This is a genomic window from Pseudoalteromonas sp. Z9A4 (assembly GCF_011378845.1).
Taxonomy (GTDB): domain Bacteria; phylum Pseudomonadota; class Gammaproteobacteria; order Enterobacterales; family Alteromonadaceae; genus Pseudoalteromonas; species Pseudoalteromonas arctica.
The window spans coordinates 98,590-112,189 of the sequence record NZ_WTLA01000009.1 but is presented as its reverse complement, the minus strand read 5'-3'; the positions used below and the strand labels follow the sequence as shown (position 1 = coordinate 112,189).

General features: G+C 38.1%; 12 protein-coding genes. 10 read left to right on the top strand and 2 right to left on the bottom strand.

Annotation, left to right across the window (positions count from 1 at the left end; translation table 11 throughout):
- The first annotated feature begins 77 nt into the window (after positions 1–77).
- Both radA and GQR54_RS09210 read left to right on the top strand, forming a co-directional pair.
- Positions 78–1,463, top strand: coding sequence for a DNA repair protein RadA (radA, locus tag GQR54_RS09215; RefSeq protein ID WP_166377333.1), 1,386 nt, complete (start codon positions 78–80; stop codon positions 1,461–1,463).
- A gap of 75 nt (positions 1,464–1,538) precedes the next feature.
- Positions 1,539–2,471, top strand: a complete 933-nt coding sequence (locus GQR54_RS09210; protein ID WP_166377331.1) for a hypothetical protein — start codon at positions 1,539–1,541, stop codon at positions 2,469–2,471.
- 64 nt (positions 2,472–2,535) lie between these two features.
- Here GQR54_RS09210 and argE read toward each other — a convergent pair whose 3' ends face one another.
- Positions 2,536–3,696 (bottom strand): acetylornithine deacetylase, encoded by a 1,161-nt coding sequence (gene argE / locus GQR54_RS09205; RefSeq protein ID WP_166377329.1) that lies wholly within the window; start codon positions 3,694–3,696, stop codon positions 2,536–2,538.
- A gap of 224 nt (positions 3,697–3,920) precedes the next feature.
- Between argE and argC the strand changes: the two genes are divergently transcribed.
- The 7 genes from argC to GQR54_RS19585 all read left to right on the top strand — a co-directional run bounded on the left by argC (position 3,921) and on the right by GQR54_RS19585 (position 10,786).
- Complete coding sequence (gene argC / locus GQR54_RS09200; RefSeq protein WP_166377328.1) at positions 3,921–4,931, top strand: N-acetyl-gamma-glutamyl-phosphate reductase; 1,011 nt, start codon at positions 3,921–3,923, stop codon at positions 4,929–4,931.
- Positions 4,932–5,699, top strand: coding sequence for an acetylglutamate kinase (gene argB / locus GQR54_RS09195; RefSeq protein WP_166377326.1), 768 nt, complete (start codon positions 4,932–4,934; stop codon positions 5,697–5,699).
- A 7-nt stretch (positions 5,700–5,706) separates the two neighbouring features.
- Positions 5,707–6,639, top strand: a complete 933-nt coding sequence (locus tag GQR54_RS09190; RefSeq protein WP_024590034.1) for an ornithine carbamoyltransferase — start codon at positions 5,707–5,709, stop codon at positions 6,637–6,639.
- A complete protein-coding gene (locus GQR54_RS09185; RefSeq protein WP_165725569.1) occupies positions 6,636–7,838 on the top strand; it encodes an argininosuccinate synthase in 1,203 nt (400 codons plus the stop codon). The genes GQR54_RS09190 and GQR54_RS09185 overlap by 4 nt, the downstream gene beginning before the upstream one ends.
- Positions 7,839–7,886: 48 nt before the next feature.
- Positions 7,887–9,752, top strand: coding sequence for an argininosuccinate lyase (gene argH, locus GQR54_RS09180; protein ID WP_166377324.1), 1,866 nt, complete (start codon positions 7,887–7,889; stop codon positions 9,750–9,752).
- A 286-nt stretch (positions 9,753–10,038) separates the two neighbouring features.
- On the top strand, positions 10,039–10,236 hold the full coding sequence (locus tag GQR54_RS09175; RefSeq protein WP_166377322.1) for a hypothetical protein: 198 nt from the start codon (positions 10,039–10,041) through the stop codon (positions 10,234–10,236).
- 16 nt (positions 10,237–10,252) lie between these two features.
- Positions 10,253–10,786: a hypothetical protein gene (locus GQR54_RS19585; protein WP_231609301.1), complete on the top strand. Its 534-nt coding sequence runs from the start codon at positions 10,253–10,255 to the stop codon at positions 10,784–10,786.
- Positions 10,787–12,232: 1,446 nt separating this feature from the next.
- On the opposite strand, the gene coaD is transcribed toward GQR54_RS19585, so the two are convergent.
- Positions 12,233–12,724 carry a pantetheine-phosphate adenylyltransferase gene (coaD, locus tag GQR54_RS09170; protein ID WP_166377320.1) on the bottom strand — a complete coding sequence of 164 codons (492 nt, stop codon included), beginning with the start codon at positions 12,722–12,724 and terminating at the stop codon, positions 12,233–12,235.
- Positions 12,725–12,922: 198 nt separating this feature from the next.
- Here coaD and GQR54_RS09165 point away from each other — a divergent pair, with 198 nt between their 5' ends.
- Positions 12,923–13,576, top strand: coding sequence for a TetR/AcrR family transcriptional regulator (locus GQR54_RS09165; protein ID WP_166377318.1), 654 nt, complete (start codon positions 12,923–12,925; stop codon positions 13,574–13,576).
- Positions 13,577–13,600 lie beyond the last annotated feature (24 nt).

The following is a 13,600-nucleotide window of genomic DNA, read 5'->3' as shown; positions in this document are numbered from 1 at the left end:
ATAAATGCTTGAAGTGGCAAAATAAGTTATTAACAGTAAATGTTTTTAAAATTAAAGAATCGTAGATAAGGTTATAAATGACTAAAGCGGCAAAAATAGAGTTTGTGTGTACCGAATGTGGCATGAACTACCCACGTTGGCAGGGTCAATGCCGCTGCGGTGCGTGGAACACATTAGCAGAATTTAAACCTTCAGCAGGGCAAAGTAAAAAAACATCAGTTCGAGCGAATGTAGGCGGTTATGCTGGCGGCGCTGGTGGTGGTTCTAAAAAAATCAATGATATTGCTACATCAGAGGCCGAAAAACAGCTAACTGAAATAGGCGAGCTCGATCGCGTGCTAAGCGGTGGTGTAACTACCGGTTCTGTTAATATAATTTCGGGTGACCCAGGTGCAGGTAAAACCACTCTATTATCTGATTTAGTAGCGAGAATGTCGCAACGTATGCCGTCACTTTACTGTACGGCAGAGGAGTCTTTATCGCAGTTTAAAAACAGGGTTAACCGTTTAAAATTAAACTATAACCCTGACGAGCTTTATTTACTCTCAGAAACGAGCGTTGAAACCATCATTGAAGAGCTCGAAAAAAATAAGATTAAGTTTGCTGTAATCGACTCTATTCAAGCAGTTGTAACCGAAACGGCAAATGGTAGCCCAGGCTCGCCTTCGCAAGTAAAAAGTGCCGCCCAAGCATTAACTCAATACTGTAAGCAAAACGATGTAACCATGTTCATTATTGCTCACGTAAATAAAAATAATGAAATAGCGGGCCCGCAAACGTTGGTACACATTGTAGATGCACTGCTACATATAGACACCAACGATGGGCAAATACGTACCCTTAGGGCAAATAAAAACCGCTTTGGCGATATTGATACAGTTGGCATTTTTAAAATGTGCGAACGCGGGATGTTAAGCGTTGATAATCCGAGCGAAATATTCTTATCGGGGTCTACAACTGATTCGCCAGGCTCTACAATTACCTGTATACGTAAAGGCAACCGTAACTTACTACTTGAGATTCAATGTTTAACTACCGAAACCGAGGCTGAGTTTCCGCAACGTGTGTGCGTTGGTTTAAACATGAATCGTATAAAAATGCTGACCGGTATATTACGCAAACACACTAAAACTAAAATATTTCACGATACTTTTTTTAATATTGTTGGCGGGCTAAGAATTGATGAAACAGAAACCTGTATCGATTTAGCATTGGTTACCGCGCTACTTAGCAGCTTAAATGAGTTTGTTGTACCGCGAACCACTTGTATTATGGGCGAGTTGAGTTTAAACGGTGATGTACGCCCAATCGATAGCGGTGTTCCGCGCGTTAAAGAAGCCGCTCAGCATGGTTTTACTGAAATATATATCCCATTTCGTAATTATCATAAATCAATGGAAGGGCTTGGCGCTAAAATTATCCCAGTAAAAACAGTGCACGAGTTACTTAGTTTGATTAATTAACACTTACGGGTGTTAATGTGTAATGTTACTCTTAATAAAACTCGGTTTACACAAAGAATAGAATAAGGAAATAACATGAAAAAGTTAGTAATAGTTGCAGCGATTGTAGCTGCGGGCGTTGGTGGCGTGAGCTATGCAAATTATGTAGCTACACAAGAAGTGCGTGCAGAAGTAGATAAGCAACTTGCTCTAGTAAGCGAGCAAACTGGCGCTACATTTAAATATGCTGGTTTATCGGCAAGTGTTATTTCAAAAAGCGTAGAAATAACAAACATGGAAGTAATAAGCCCTGAGGGCGACAATGTTGCTAATATTCAAAGCATTGAAATAACAGGTTACGAGCCAGATAAAATATCACCTCATACATCGTTTGATGTAAAAAGCTTTCAGTTTGATAAAAACTTTGTATCAAAATTACCTGCAGATACAAACGAAATGCTAGCGTCGGCAAGTTACGACTTACATTCATCACTTGATTACGATGAAGAGTCTGGCAATAGCGATGTAGTAGTTAAGCTTGATGCAAAAGACATTGTTAGTTTTAATATGGATATGGGCTTGGCTAATTCAAAAGCATTAATGGATGCTTCATTAGCGATTAGTAAAGCGCAGCAAGAAGCGGGTAACCAGCCACTTACTTATGAGCAAGAGTTACAGCAGCAAACACTTGTTATGCAAGCAATGAGTAAGTTAGAGCCGCGCAATGTTAGCTTTACCTTAAATAACCAAGGTAAGTTAAAAGACTTACTATCAAGTGAGCTTGAAAAGCAGGGCATGACGCTAGAGCAAATGCAAATGATGTTAGATCAGCAGTTGCAACAAGCGCCTGTTACTGAAGACATAGCTGAAGCTTTAACTAGCTTTGCTAAAGGTTTAAATTCATTCAGCGTATCTGCAAAGCTACCTGAAGGCAAAACCATGATGGAAATTAATCAACAAGTTATGATGCTAGTAGGGCAACCTGAAGAGCTAGTTAAGTTTATTAATTTAGAAGTTAAAGGTGATTAGGCCTTAGTTCTGTATTAATAAAGGCGCCAATTGGCGCCTTTATTATTTGTGTTGTTATAAGCAGTTAGTGGCTCTGATTGCTAAAGCAGTTTGCTTTTATTATGTCGGTGATTATTTGTTGTGATGGTTTTATTTTTTCCATCGCTAAAAACTCGTCAGGTTGATGCGCTTGGTTAATTGAGCCAGGGCCCATTACAATTGTTTCACAACCAAGTTGTTGTATAAAAGGAGCTTCAGTACAGTAATTTACCGCGACTGCTTTTTGTCCCGCTATTTTTTCAGCCATTTTTACTAAAGCACTGTCGGTGCTGCCACTAAATGCCGGAATGGGCTCGTGTAAATCAATAACACTCACTGCATTAGGGTATTGATCATTAATTTCTTTCATTGCATCGTGTACTAATGCTTGTAGTTCTTTAATGCTTAAACCCGGTAATGGGCGCATATCTATGTGCATTTCACAGCAACCACAAATTCTATTCGCGTTATCGCCACCATGAATATTACCCAAATTCAATGTAGGGTAAGGTATTTCGAAGTGTTCTATTGAATATTTATGCTTTAATTGCTCTTTTAAGATCATCAATTTTGTAATTACTTTATGCATAACTTCAATGGCGTTAAGGCCACGTTCGGGATCGGAGCTATGGCCAGAGCGACCAACTACTCTTATTGCTGTACTCATATGGCCCTTGTGCATAAATACTGGTGTCATATCAGTAGGTTCACCAATTATACAGCGCGCAGGTTTTAAATTGGGATGCTTACATATTTGTTGTGCACCAGCCATTGTTGTTTCTTCGTCGGCTGTGGCAAGTATTAAAATAGGCTGATTTTGCTGCTTTTCATCAAGCTCACTAATTGCTTGCAATACAAAGGCAAAAAAGCCTTTCATATCAATACTTCCTAATCCATACAATTTATTATCGAGTTCGGTAAGTTTAAACGGATTATGATTCCAACGACTGTCATCAAAAGGCACTGTATCGGTATGACCAGCTAGCATTAGTCCGCCATCACCTTCTCCGCGTTTCGCTAATAAATTATAGCGTCCCTTACCTCCTTCTAATTCTATAATTTCACACGTAAAACCGAGTGTTTCGCACCAACTGGCTAGGAGTTCGATTACATTTTTATTGCTCATACACAGGTTGTCTTCAATAGCACTAATAGAAGGGGCTGCAATCAATTGTTGGTACATGGAAATAAACGAAGGTAAAGGCATAAAAAAATCCAAAATAAGTATTCAATTTAATTGCATAACAATATAAAAGTATTTATGATGAATATCAATTCACTTTTTAAGCATAAATATATTGTAAGTAACGCCATGAAAAGAATGCGACGATAATCAAAATTCATTAATAAAAAAGACTTAATTAGCGTCTAAGCTAGTTTAAGCGAACATTATAGATAACTAGTAACTAATTTTAAGATAACGAGTAACAAATGAATGTAGTGATTATTGGCGCAAGCGGTTATAGCGGCGCAGAGTTAGCAAGTTTAGTTGCTAAGCATACAAACTTAACTTTAACAGGCTGTTATGTATCTGAGGGTAGCTTAGATAAAAATAAATTGCTAAGTGATTTATACCCAGAGCACCTTGGCTTACTAGACTGCCCTTTACTTCCTCTTAGCGTATCAGCTTTTGATGACATTCAAAGTGATGCTGATTACGTATGCTTATGTACCGATCACAAAGTAAGTGTTGATTTAGCGCCGCAATTTTTAGCTATGGGTAAAAAGGTATTTGATTTATCAGGTGGCTATCGCCTAGCAAGCAATGACGACTACGTTACTTACTATGGTTTTGAACATCAACATCCAGAGCTTTTAAATGAAGCCGCTTACGGTCTAGCTGAGTGGAACCATGATGCTATAGCTAACGCAAAACTAATAGCTGTTGCAGGTTGTTACCCAACTGCTGCGCTTAATGCACTTAAACCACTTAAACAAGCCGGCTTATTGAGCAGCGAAAGTATTATTATTAATGCAGTATCGGGTGTTACGGGTGCTGGGCGTAAAGCGAGTGTAGGTACTCACTTTTGTGAAGTATCGCTTACCCCTTATGGTTTGTTTAACCATCGCCACGGTCCTGAAATTGAACAACACCTTGGCCACAAAGTATTATTTACTCCACATTTAGGTAGCTTTGCGCGCGGTATTTTAGAAACTATTTATGTACAGCTTAAGCCAGGCGTTACCAAGGAAAACGTTACAGCGGCTTATCAAGTACTTGCTAACGAGCCATTAATTCGTTTGCTAGGCGATAAAATACCGTCAATTAAAGGTGTTGCTAAGCAACCATTTGTTGATATTGGTTGGCAGCAACAAGGCACACAGTTAATTGTAATGTCTGCTATTGATAACTTATTAAAAGGCGCTGCTGGACAAGCTTTGCAGTGTATTAATATTTCTATGAATTTAGATCACACTACCGGCTTAAAAGGAGCGTTTTAAGTGAGTAAAAAAACGTGGGTTATTAAACTCGGTGGTGCAGTACTTAATGCAGAAAATGCAGCAAAAGCATTATTTGATGTGCTAAGTGAGCAAAAAAATGATGAGTTTGTCATTGTGCATGGCGGTGGTTCTTTAGTAGATACATGGCTAAAGCAAGCGGGTTTTGCCAGTGCTAAACACCAAGGGTTACGTATTAGTCCCGCAGAGCAAATGCCTTATATAGTTGGCGCACTTGCAGGTTGCGCTAATAAACAATTAATGACACAGGCTATAAGCGCAGGGCATAAACCGGTTGGATTAAGCCTTTTTGAGGCAGGTGTTACTGCAACTCAAAAATTAAAAGCGCTTTGCCTAGTAGGTAAATGCACAAGTAACGACGATTCTATCATCAACGATTTACTTAAAATTAGACGTTTGCCAATTGTTAGCTCTATCGGCTTTGATGAACAAGGCTTGTGGTACAACGTAAATGCAGATGAAGCTGCAGCGGCTATTGCCAGTAATTTAAATGCAGAACTAATTTTTATGACGGATGTAGAAGCGGTACTTGACGCAAATAAACAACCGTTACATCAACTTGACACAAAACACATTGATACTTTAATTACAGATGGAGTAATTGTGGGCGGGATGGAGGTCAAAGTTAAGACCAGCCTTCACGCTGCCCAACATTTACGACGCGGTGTGTATATTTCCAGCTGGCAAAAGCCAGAAAATTTAACTGCTCTGCTGCAAGGTGAGCATGTCGGAACAAAGATTACACCATAGGTTTATTATGTTTGAGAATTTTTTAACGGGTTTAGAATTAGACCAAGAAGGCGCACTTAATTTATTAAAGTTAGCGCAAGATATAAAAGCAAAGCCAGAAAAATACAGCCAAGTATTATCGGGTAAATCAATCGTAACATTGTTTGAAAAGCAAAGTTTACGTACACGTTTATCGTTTGATATAGGTATTAATCGCCTTGGTGGTCATGCTGTTTATTTAGATCAGCAAAATGGCGCTATGGGTGCACGTGAATCAATTAAAGATTTTGCACTTAATATCTCTACTTGGGCCGACGGTATTGTGGCGCGTGTAAATCAGCACAGCACATTAACCACGTTAGGTGAATATTCATCGGTACCTGTGGTAAATAGCTTGTGTGACTTGTACCACCCTTGCCAAGCACTTGCTGACTTTTTAACGCTTCAAGAAGTACATGGCGATGTAAGTGAGCTTAAAGTAGCTTACTTAGGTGAGGGCAATAACGTAACTCATTCATTGATGTTACTTGCCGCAACGCTAGGTACTGACTTTGTTGCTGTAACACCAAAAGGGTGTTCGCCAGATTCACAAATACTAAAAAAAGCAGAGCAAATTGCAGCAATGAATGGCGCATCAGTCATGGTGAGCGATAGAGTTGAAGCTGCAGTTGGTGCAAACGTTGTATACGCAGATACATGGGTATCAATGGGTGATACAACGCCGCTTGAGCAAGTAAAAGAAAAATACATGCCTTATCAATTAAATCAGGCATTGCTAGATCAAACAGGTGCGACTACGGTATTACATTGCCAACCGGCACACCGTGAATTTGAAATTACCTCTGAGGTAATGGATGGTCCAGCATCAAAAATTATTCAACAAGCAGAGAATCGCATGCATGCGCAAAATGCTTTGCTAGTTACATTACTAAATCCAAATTTTGTTAAGGAACACCTATGAGTTCAATTAAAAAAGTTGTTTTAGCCTATTCTGGTGGTCTTGATACGTCGGCTATCGTGCCATGGTTAAAAGAAAACTACGGTTGTGAAGTAATCGCGTTTGTTGCCGATGTAGGTCAAGGCGCTGAAGAACTTGAAGGCGTAGAAGCTAAAGCAATCGCGTCTGGTGCATCTGAATGTTACGTAGTTGACTTAAAAGATGAAATGGTAAGTGATTACATTTACCCAACGCTTAAAACGGGCTCAATTTACGAAGGTACTTATTTATTAGGTACGTCTATGGCGCGCCCAATTATTGCTAAAGCACAAGTTGAAATTGCGCGTAAAGTAGGTGCTGATGCACTTTCTCATGGTTGTACTGGTAAAGGTAATGACCAAGTTCGTTTTGAATCATGTTTTGCAGCACTAGCCCCTGATTTAAAAGTAATTGCGCCATGGCGTGAGTGGGACTTATCGAGCCGTGAATCATTACTTGATTATTTAGCAGAGCGTGACATTCCGTGTTCAGCATCTGCTACAAAAATTTATAGCCGTGATGCTAACGCATGGCATATTTCGCACGAAGGTGGTGAGCTTGAAGACCCATGGTGTCAACCAACTGAACAAGTATGGACTTGGACTAACTCTCCAGAGCAAGCACCAGATAAATCAGAACTAGTAACATTAAAAGTTGTTGAAGGCGAAGTGGTTGCTGTAAATGGCGTAGAGCTTAAACCTTATGATTGTTTGGTTAAATTAAACGATATTGCATCGCCTCATGGTGTTGGACGTGTTGATATTGTAGAAAACCGTTTAGTTGGCATGAAATCACGCGGTTGTTATGAAACACCAGGTGGCACAGTAATTATGGCTGCGCTTCAAGCCATTGACGAGCTAGTGCTTGATAAAGCAAGCCGTAAATGGAAAGAAGTACTTGGCGGTGAGTTTTCGCATTTAGTATACGACGGCCGTTGGTTTACGCCGCTTAAAGATTCTATTTTAGCCGGTGCTGAAGCACTTTCTAAAGCGGCAACAGGTGAAGTGGTACTTAAGCTATATAAAGGTCAAGTAACTGCAGTACAAAAGCAGTCACCAAATAGCTTATACAGCGAAGCATTCGCTACATTTGGTGAAGACGATGTGTACGACCAATCACACGCTGAAGGCTTTATTCGTTTATTCTCGCTTTCAAGCAGAATTTCAGCACTCGCTAAAAAGTAAATTATTACGCCCCTTTAAAAGGGGCACTACAGGGTTTGGAGAGATTTCATGGCATTATGGGGCGGACGTTTTTCTACGGGTCCAGATGAGGCGTTTAAGCAATTTAACGACTCTCTTCCCTTCGATTACCAGTTAGCAGAGCAAGATATTATTGGCTCTGTGGCATGGGCTGGCGCACTTGAGCAAGTAAATGTGTTAACGAGTGATGAGCACAAAGAACTTGTTGCAGCATTGTATGAGTTACTTGAAGAAGTAAAAGCTGATCCACTCGCTGTAGCTACATCGGGTGCAGAGGATATTCACTCGCATGTTGAAGCTGCATTAATCGAAAAAGTAGGTGATTTAGCTAAAAAATTACATACAGGCAGAAGCCGTAATGACCAAGTAGCCACTGACTTTAGGTTATGGTGTCGTGATACCGCAGAGCATATTTTAAAAGCAATTGAGCAACTTAAAGGTGAGTTTGTATCTTTAGCTGAGCGTGAACTGGGTACAATTTTACCTGGTTATACTCATTTACAACGCGCTCAGCCAGTATTATTTAGTCACTGGTGTATGGCTTATGTAGAAATGCTAGAGCGTGATGAAAGCCGCTTACAAGATGCAAAAGCACGCATGAACTTTTGCCCACTTGGAAGTGGTGCATTAGCCGGTACTGCTTATCCAATTGATCGCCAAATACTTGCACAAGGTTTAGGTTTTACGGGCGCGACTAAAAATAGTCTTGATGGCGTGTCTGATCGCGATTTTGTTGTAGAGTTATTAAGCTGTGCTTCTATTTCGATGATTCACTTATCACGTATGTCAGAAGATTTAATATTTTATAACTCTGGTGAAGCTGGTTTTATAGAGCTTGCAGATAACGTGACATCGGGTTCATCGCTCATGCCACAAAAAAAGAACCCAGATGCATTAGAACTTATTCGTGGTAAAACTGGACGTGTGTTTGGTGCCTTTAGCGCGATGATGATGACGTTAAAAGCGTTGCCACTTGCTTATAATAAAGATATGCAAGAAGACAAAGAAGGCATATTTGACGCAATGCCAACATGGCTTGCGTGTATTCACATGGCACAAGCTTGTATTAAAGGCGTTAAGGTAAGAGGCGATCGCACTCTTGCCGCAGCTAAAGGGGGTCATGCAAATGCAACTGAACTTGCCGATTACCTTGTTGCTAAAGGCGTACCTTTTAGAGAAGGGCATCATATTGTAGGTGTGCTAGTTCAGCTTGCTATTAGCGAAAGCAAAACACTTGAAGATCTTTCGCTTGAGCAATATAAATCTGTAAGCGACGTGTTTGAGGATGATGTTTATCCTGTACTTGAAATTGACGCGTGTATAAAAGCACGTCAAGCGCTTGGCGGCACGTCTATTGAGCAAGTAACAAATGCAATAAAAGAAGCGAAAAAAAAACAGCAAATAACGGTTCGTGATGCCAACTTAGATGATGTTGAATCAATAGCTAAATTGGTTCAACACTGGGCAACCGTAGGCGAAAACCTACCGCGTGCTAAAAGTGATATGGTGCATTCTATAAATGAGTTTGCTGTAACTGAAATTAACGGCAGAGTAACTGGGTGTGCATCGTTGTATATATACGATACTGGTCTTGCTGAAATACGCTCATTGGGTATAGACCCTCAAAGCGCTGTTTCAGGGCAGGGTAGGCAGTTAGTTGAGCACTTATTAGTTAAAGCCAAAAAATTGGCGCTAAATCGGGTAATCGTATTAACACGTGTCCCTGACTTTTTTGAAAAGCAGCGTTTTACGTTTTGCTCTAAAGAGAGCCTGCCTGAAAAAGTAATGAAAGATTGTGAATTATGCCTTCGTAAAGAAAATTGTGACGAGGTAGCAATGGAATATATTTTAAAGCTAAGTAAAAGTACGGAGATCCCGTGTAAATACGTAGCTTAAACTCCCTGGATACAAAAAACGTACGGTTACCCCTGTGCGTTTTTTTATGTCTGCAGTAATTTGGTCTGGTCTGAGTTTTTTTGTTTGTTTTATTTGCTTGGTTGGTTGTATAAATATTTTATAGGTATATTTAGCGCGTCAAAATAAGTTGGCACATTGGTTGCTTTGTATAAAGTAGATAGCAAAATAGCTATCACTACTTTAAACAGGTGATGCATTTATCTACATAATAATGTGGTTAAAAGTTGCACCAAATATAATTAAAACTTTTACAAGGATCAATCACATGCAAGTTTCAGCTAATAGCCAAGTACAAATGCAAGCATACAACAAAACACAACAATTAAAGCCTGCAATGGAACAAACTGCTAGCCCTAAAACCCTGCAATCTGATACAGTAAGCTTCTCTCCAGAAGCGATGAGTGCTGCGAGTGCTGATTTACAGCGTGCCGGTGGTACCGTAGTGCCTACCAGACCAAAGTAATATTTTAAGGTTTTAAATGATTTTAACTGAGTTTTTTGGGTTGTTCTCACTGTCTGCTTTTACGATGTGGGCTTTTTTGATGACATTCTTTTTTAATGTCTTCGTATACTCATTAGATGTTAAAAGGGGTACAACCCTTTTGCTCAGTTCATTTATTATGATGATATCTTACACCTTGTCTGATTACTTCTATACATGGCTATCTATGAGGAATTCAGTATATATTGAATGGGCTTTTTACGATATTGTTACTATTGCTGCACTCATGTGTATTTATAAAATAATAAATAAAACAACCCCTTCTTTTTTATATTTAATTATTGGATTGTCTATAAATTCGATTTTTTTCTTTTGTATGTATCTCGATATATACATTTTTGAGAATAGAGAACCGTGGTTTTTATGGGATGCCTACACATATACAGTTAACTTAATGGACTTAGTTATGATTGTTGTACTAATTGTAGATAGAGACTTCCTCGGTCTTCATAAATTAAAGAACAAAATCCTCAGCTACTTCAACTCAAACGATACCCGCAAAGTAATTTAGTTTAGAATGTACTTTACAGGTGCTTTCCTAGATTATGTAAATGCTTTTACACAATGGGGCTTTTTAATGGCCTTTTTGTATTGCTTAGTATCTAGTGTCAATATTAAAAATAAATCCCTTCTCATTACATCAAGCATTATGTTGTGTTCATATTTTTTGAGTGGATACTTTACTATATTGAATGATCCTTATTTAGATTGGATTTTATATGACTTACTTACCATAGTAGCAATACTTTTTTTAAAAAAATTGACCTTATTAAATATTGCCCAAGTGCTAATTTTATTCTAATAGGTTTAGCTATTAATAGCCTTCTCGCATCAATAATGCATTACGATCTGTATATTCTTTACCACTTAGATGAGTGGTGGTATTGGAGCTTTTATTCTGTTGGGAGTACTTTAATAGATATATTGATGATGCTTTCGCTGATACTGAATAAAAAATTTGTACAAATGTCACCTTTTAAAATTATTACTTTAAATTCCAAAAATATTAAAAATAATGAGTGAACTTATAGTTAGTCCAACAGTATCGTTTTACATTGGAGGGCTTGTACAATGGGGATTCCTTATGGCCTTTTTGTACTCCCTTACTCATTCGATTAATAAGCTCAATAAAGAAAGAGTGTATTTGTCTTTGGTTATGAGTGTTTCATATTCATTTAGTATATTTACAAATATGGATACGGTAACTTATCTAGATTTTTTGTTTTCCGATATTCTAACTCTCTTAGTTATTATTTTTCTTAGGCAGCTTTGGCATGATGGTGTTACCCATCTATATATTATTACTGGTTTAGCTATAAACTCAGCTTTACATTTCTTCATGCATTACGACATCTATATATTAAATAATATAAGTTATTGGTGGCTTTGGAATGCTTACGCAATTGGGATCAACGCTGTGGATTTTATAATGGTAGCTATATTTTTTATAAACAAAGATTTTCTATGTTTGATGAAATTAAAAAATGGTTTGATTACTAGTTTGAAAAGGACGGTTGGTGGCTGATCTACTTTGGAGCCTTGTCGATTTAGGCGATAATATAGGACTATTATTTACTTGGTTCTTTTTAATCTCATTTTTATATAATCTATCAGCAAGTATAAATAAGGCAGATAAAAACCTGCTACAGTTATCACTCATTATGCTGGTTTCTTATACTTCAAGTCTTTGTATGGAACGCTTGCACAGCGACTCCTCACTTAAATTGTTTTTATTTTTGATTCTACTTTATTACCTTGGCGAGCATTATGTAAAAAGCCAGCCCCCATTAGTTTTGGGCCATTTACACATTCGGTATGTACTTTCGACTTTACTATGGTATTAATACTAATTATAAATAAAGTCTTGCTAAAACTAGTTTGGTTAATTAAAAAATTAAAACCATTATTTAGACCAAAGCCGAATTAGCGCATATAAGTTATGTGCTAATTCGAAGTGCTATTGGGCACCACAGCCCAGTTTAGTTTTTAGAGCTTTGACAATTACAGGGTCTACAAACTCGCTTACATCACCATTGTGACGTGCTACTTCTTTAACGAGCGTTGATGAAATAAATGAATTTCGCTCTGCGGGTGTTAAAAATACACTTTCTAAGTCAGGGTTCAGGCGGCGGTTCATGTTAGCTAATTGAAATTCATAGTCAAAATCAGATACCGCTCTAATACCGCGAATAAGCACATTAGCATTGTGATCGCGCGCAAGGTCAGCCAATAAACCAGAAAAACCAATTACCTTAACATTATCTATGTGGCTTAAAATAGTGTTTGCAAGCTCAACACGTTCTTCAAGGTTAAAGCAGGGTTTTTTACTTGGGTTATTAGCAACGGCAACTAATACAGTATCAAACATTTTAGCTGCACGTTGAATAAGGTCTGTGTGCCCATTAGTTAGTGGATCAAAGGTGCCAGGGTAAATTGCAATAACTTTCATAATGTTCACTATTTATTATTTTAGCGCTAGTTTAACAGTGTTTATGCCACAAAGCAGCCTAGCTAAAAAAGCATATAAACACTTACTTTCTTTAAACAGGTCAGTCCATGGTGGGAGTGTTTTAATGATTCATATTTGTTTATACTGTTTACCTCTTTTGAGTGTAATGTAGCCTATAGATAATTTGAGTATTAGCATATGAATACCAAGGATAAAATAATACACACCAGTATTTTGTTGTTTAACGAAAATGGTGAGCGTGCAATAACGACAAATCATATTGCATCAAACTTAGGGATGAGCCCGGGTAATCTTTATTATCATTTTAAAAATAAAGAAGACATTATCCGTCATATTTTTGCGCTGTATCGCGATCATTTAAATACTCACTTTAAACCTATTAATAAAGATGATGATGCATTTAATCATTTAACGGCTTACCTAGATTCGTTATTTGAGCTGATGTGGCGCTATCATTTTTTTTACGACAATCTCGGGGATATTCTCTCTAGAGATGCTGATTTAAAACAAGCTTATATTGATTTTCAGTTGGAGTTGTTAGAGCAAGTTCGTAAAATAATTATTGGCTTACGCGATAGTGAAATGATTGCTATTGATGAGCAAGATGTAATTGAATTAGCGCATACATTAAAATTAACGGTTAGCTTTTGGACGCCTTACATTAAAGCGCGTAGACCAAGTGGCACACTAGCCGAGCAAGATATATATCATGGCATTTTAAAAGTACTTACATTATTTAGAGCGTACAGTACCGATAAAAGCATTGATAAAATGAACCTGCTACGTGAAAAATATACTGAATTAGCGCAACAGGCCCTAGCTGTAGTTTAATCGATAGTAATAGGCTGTTTCCTA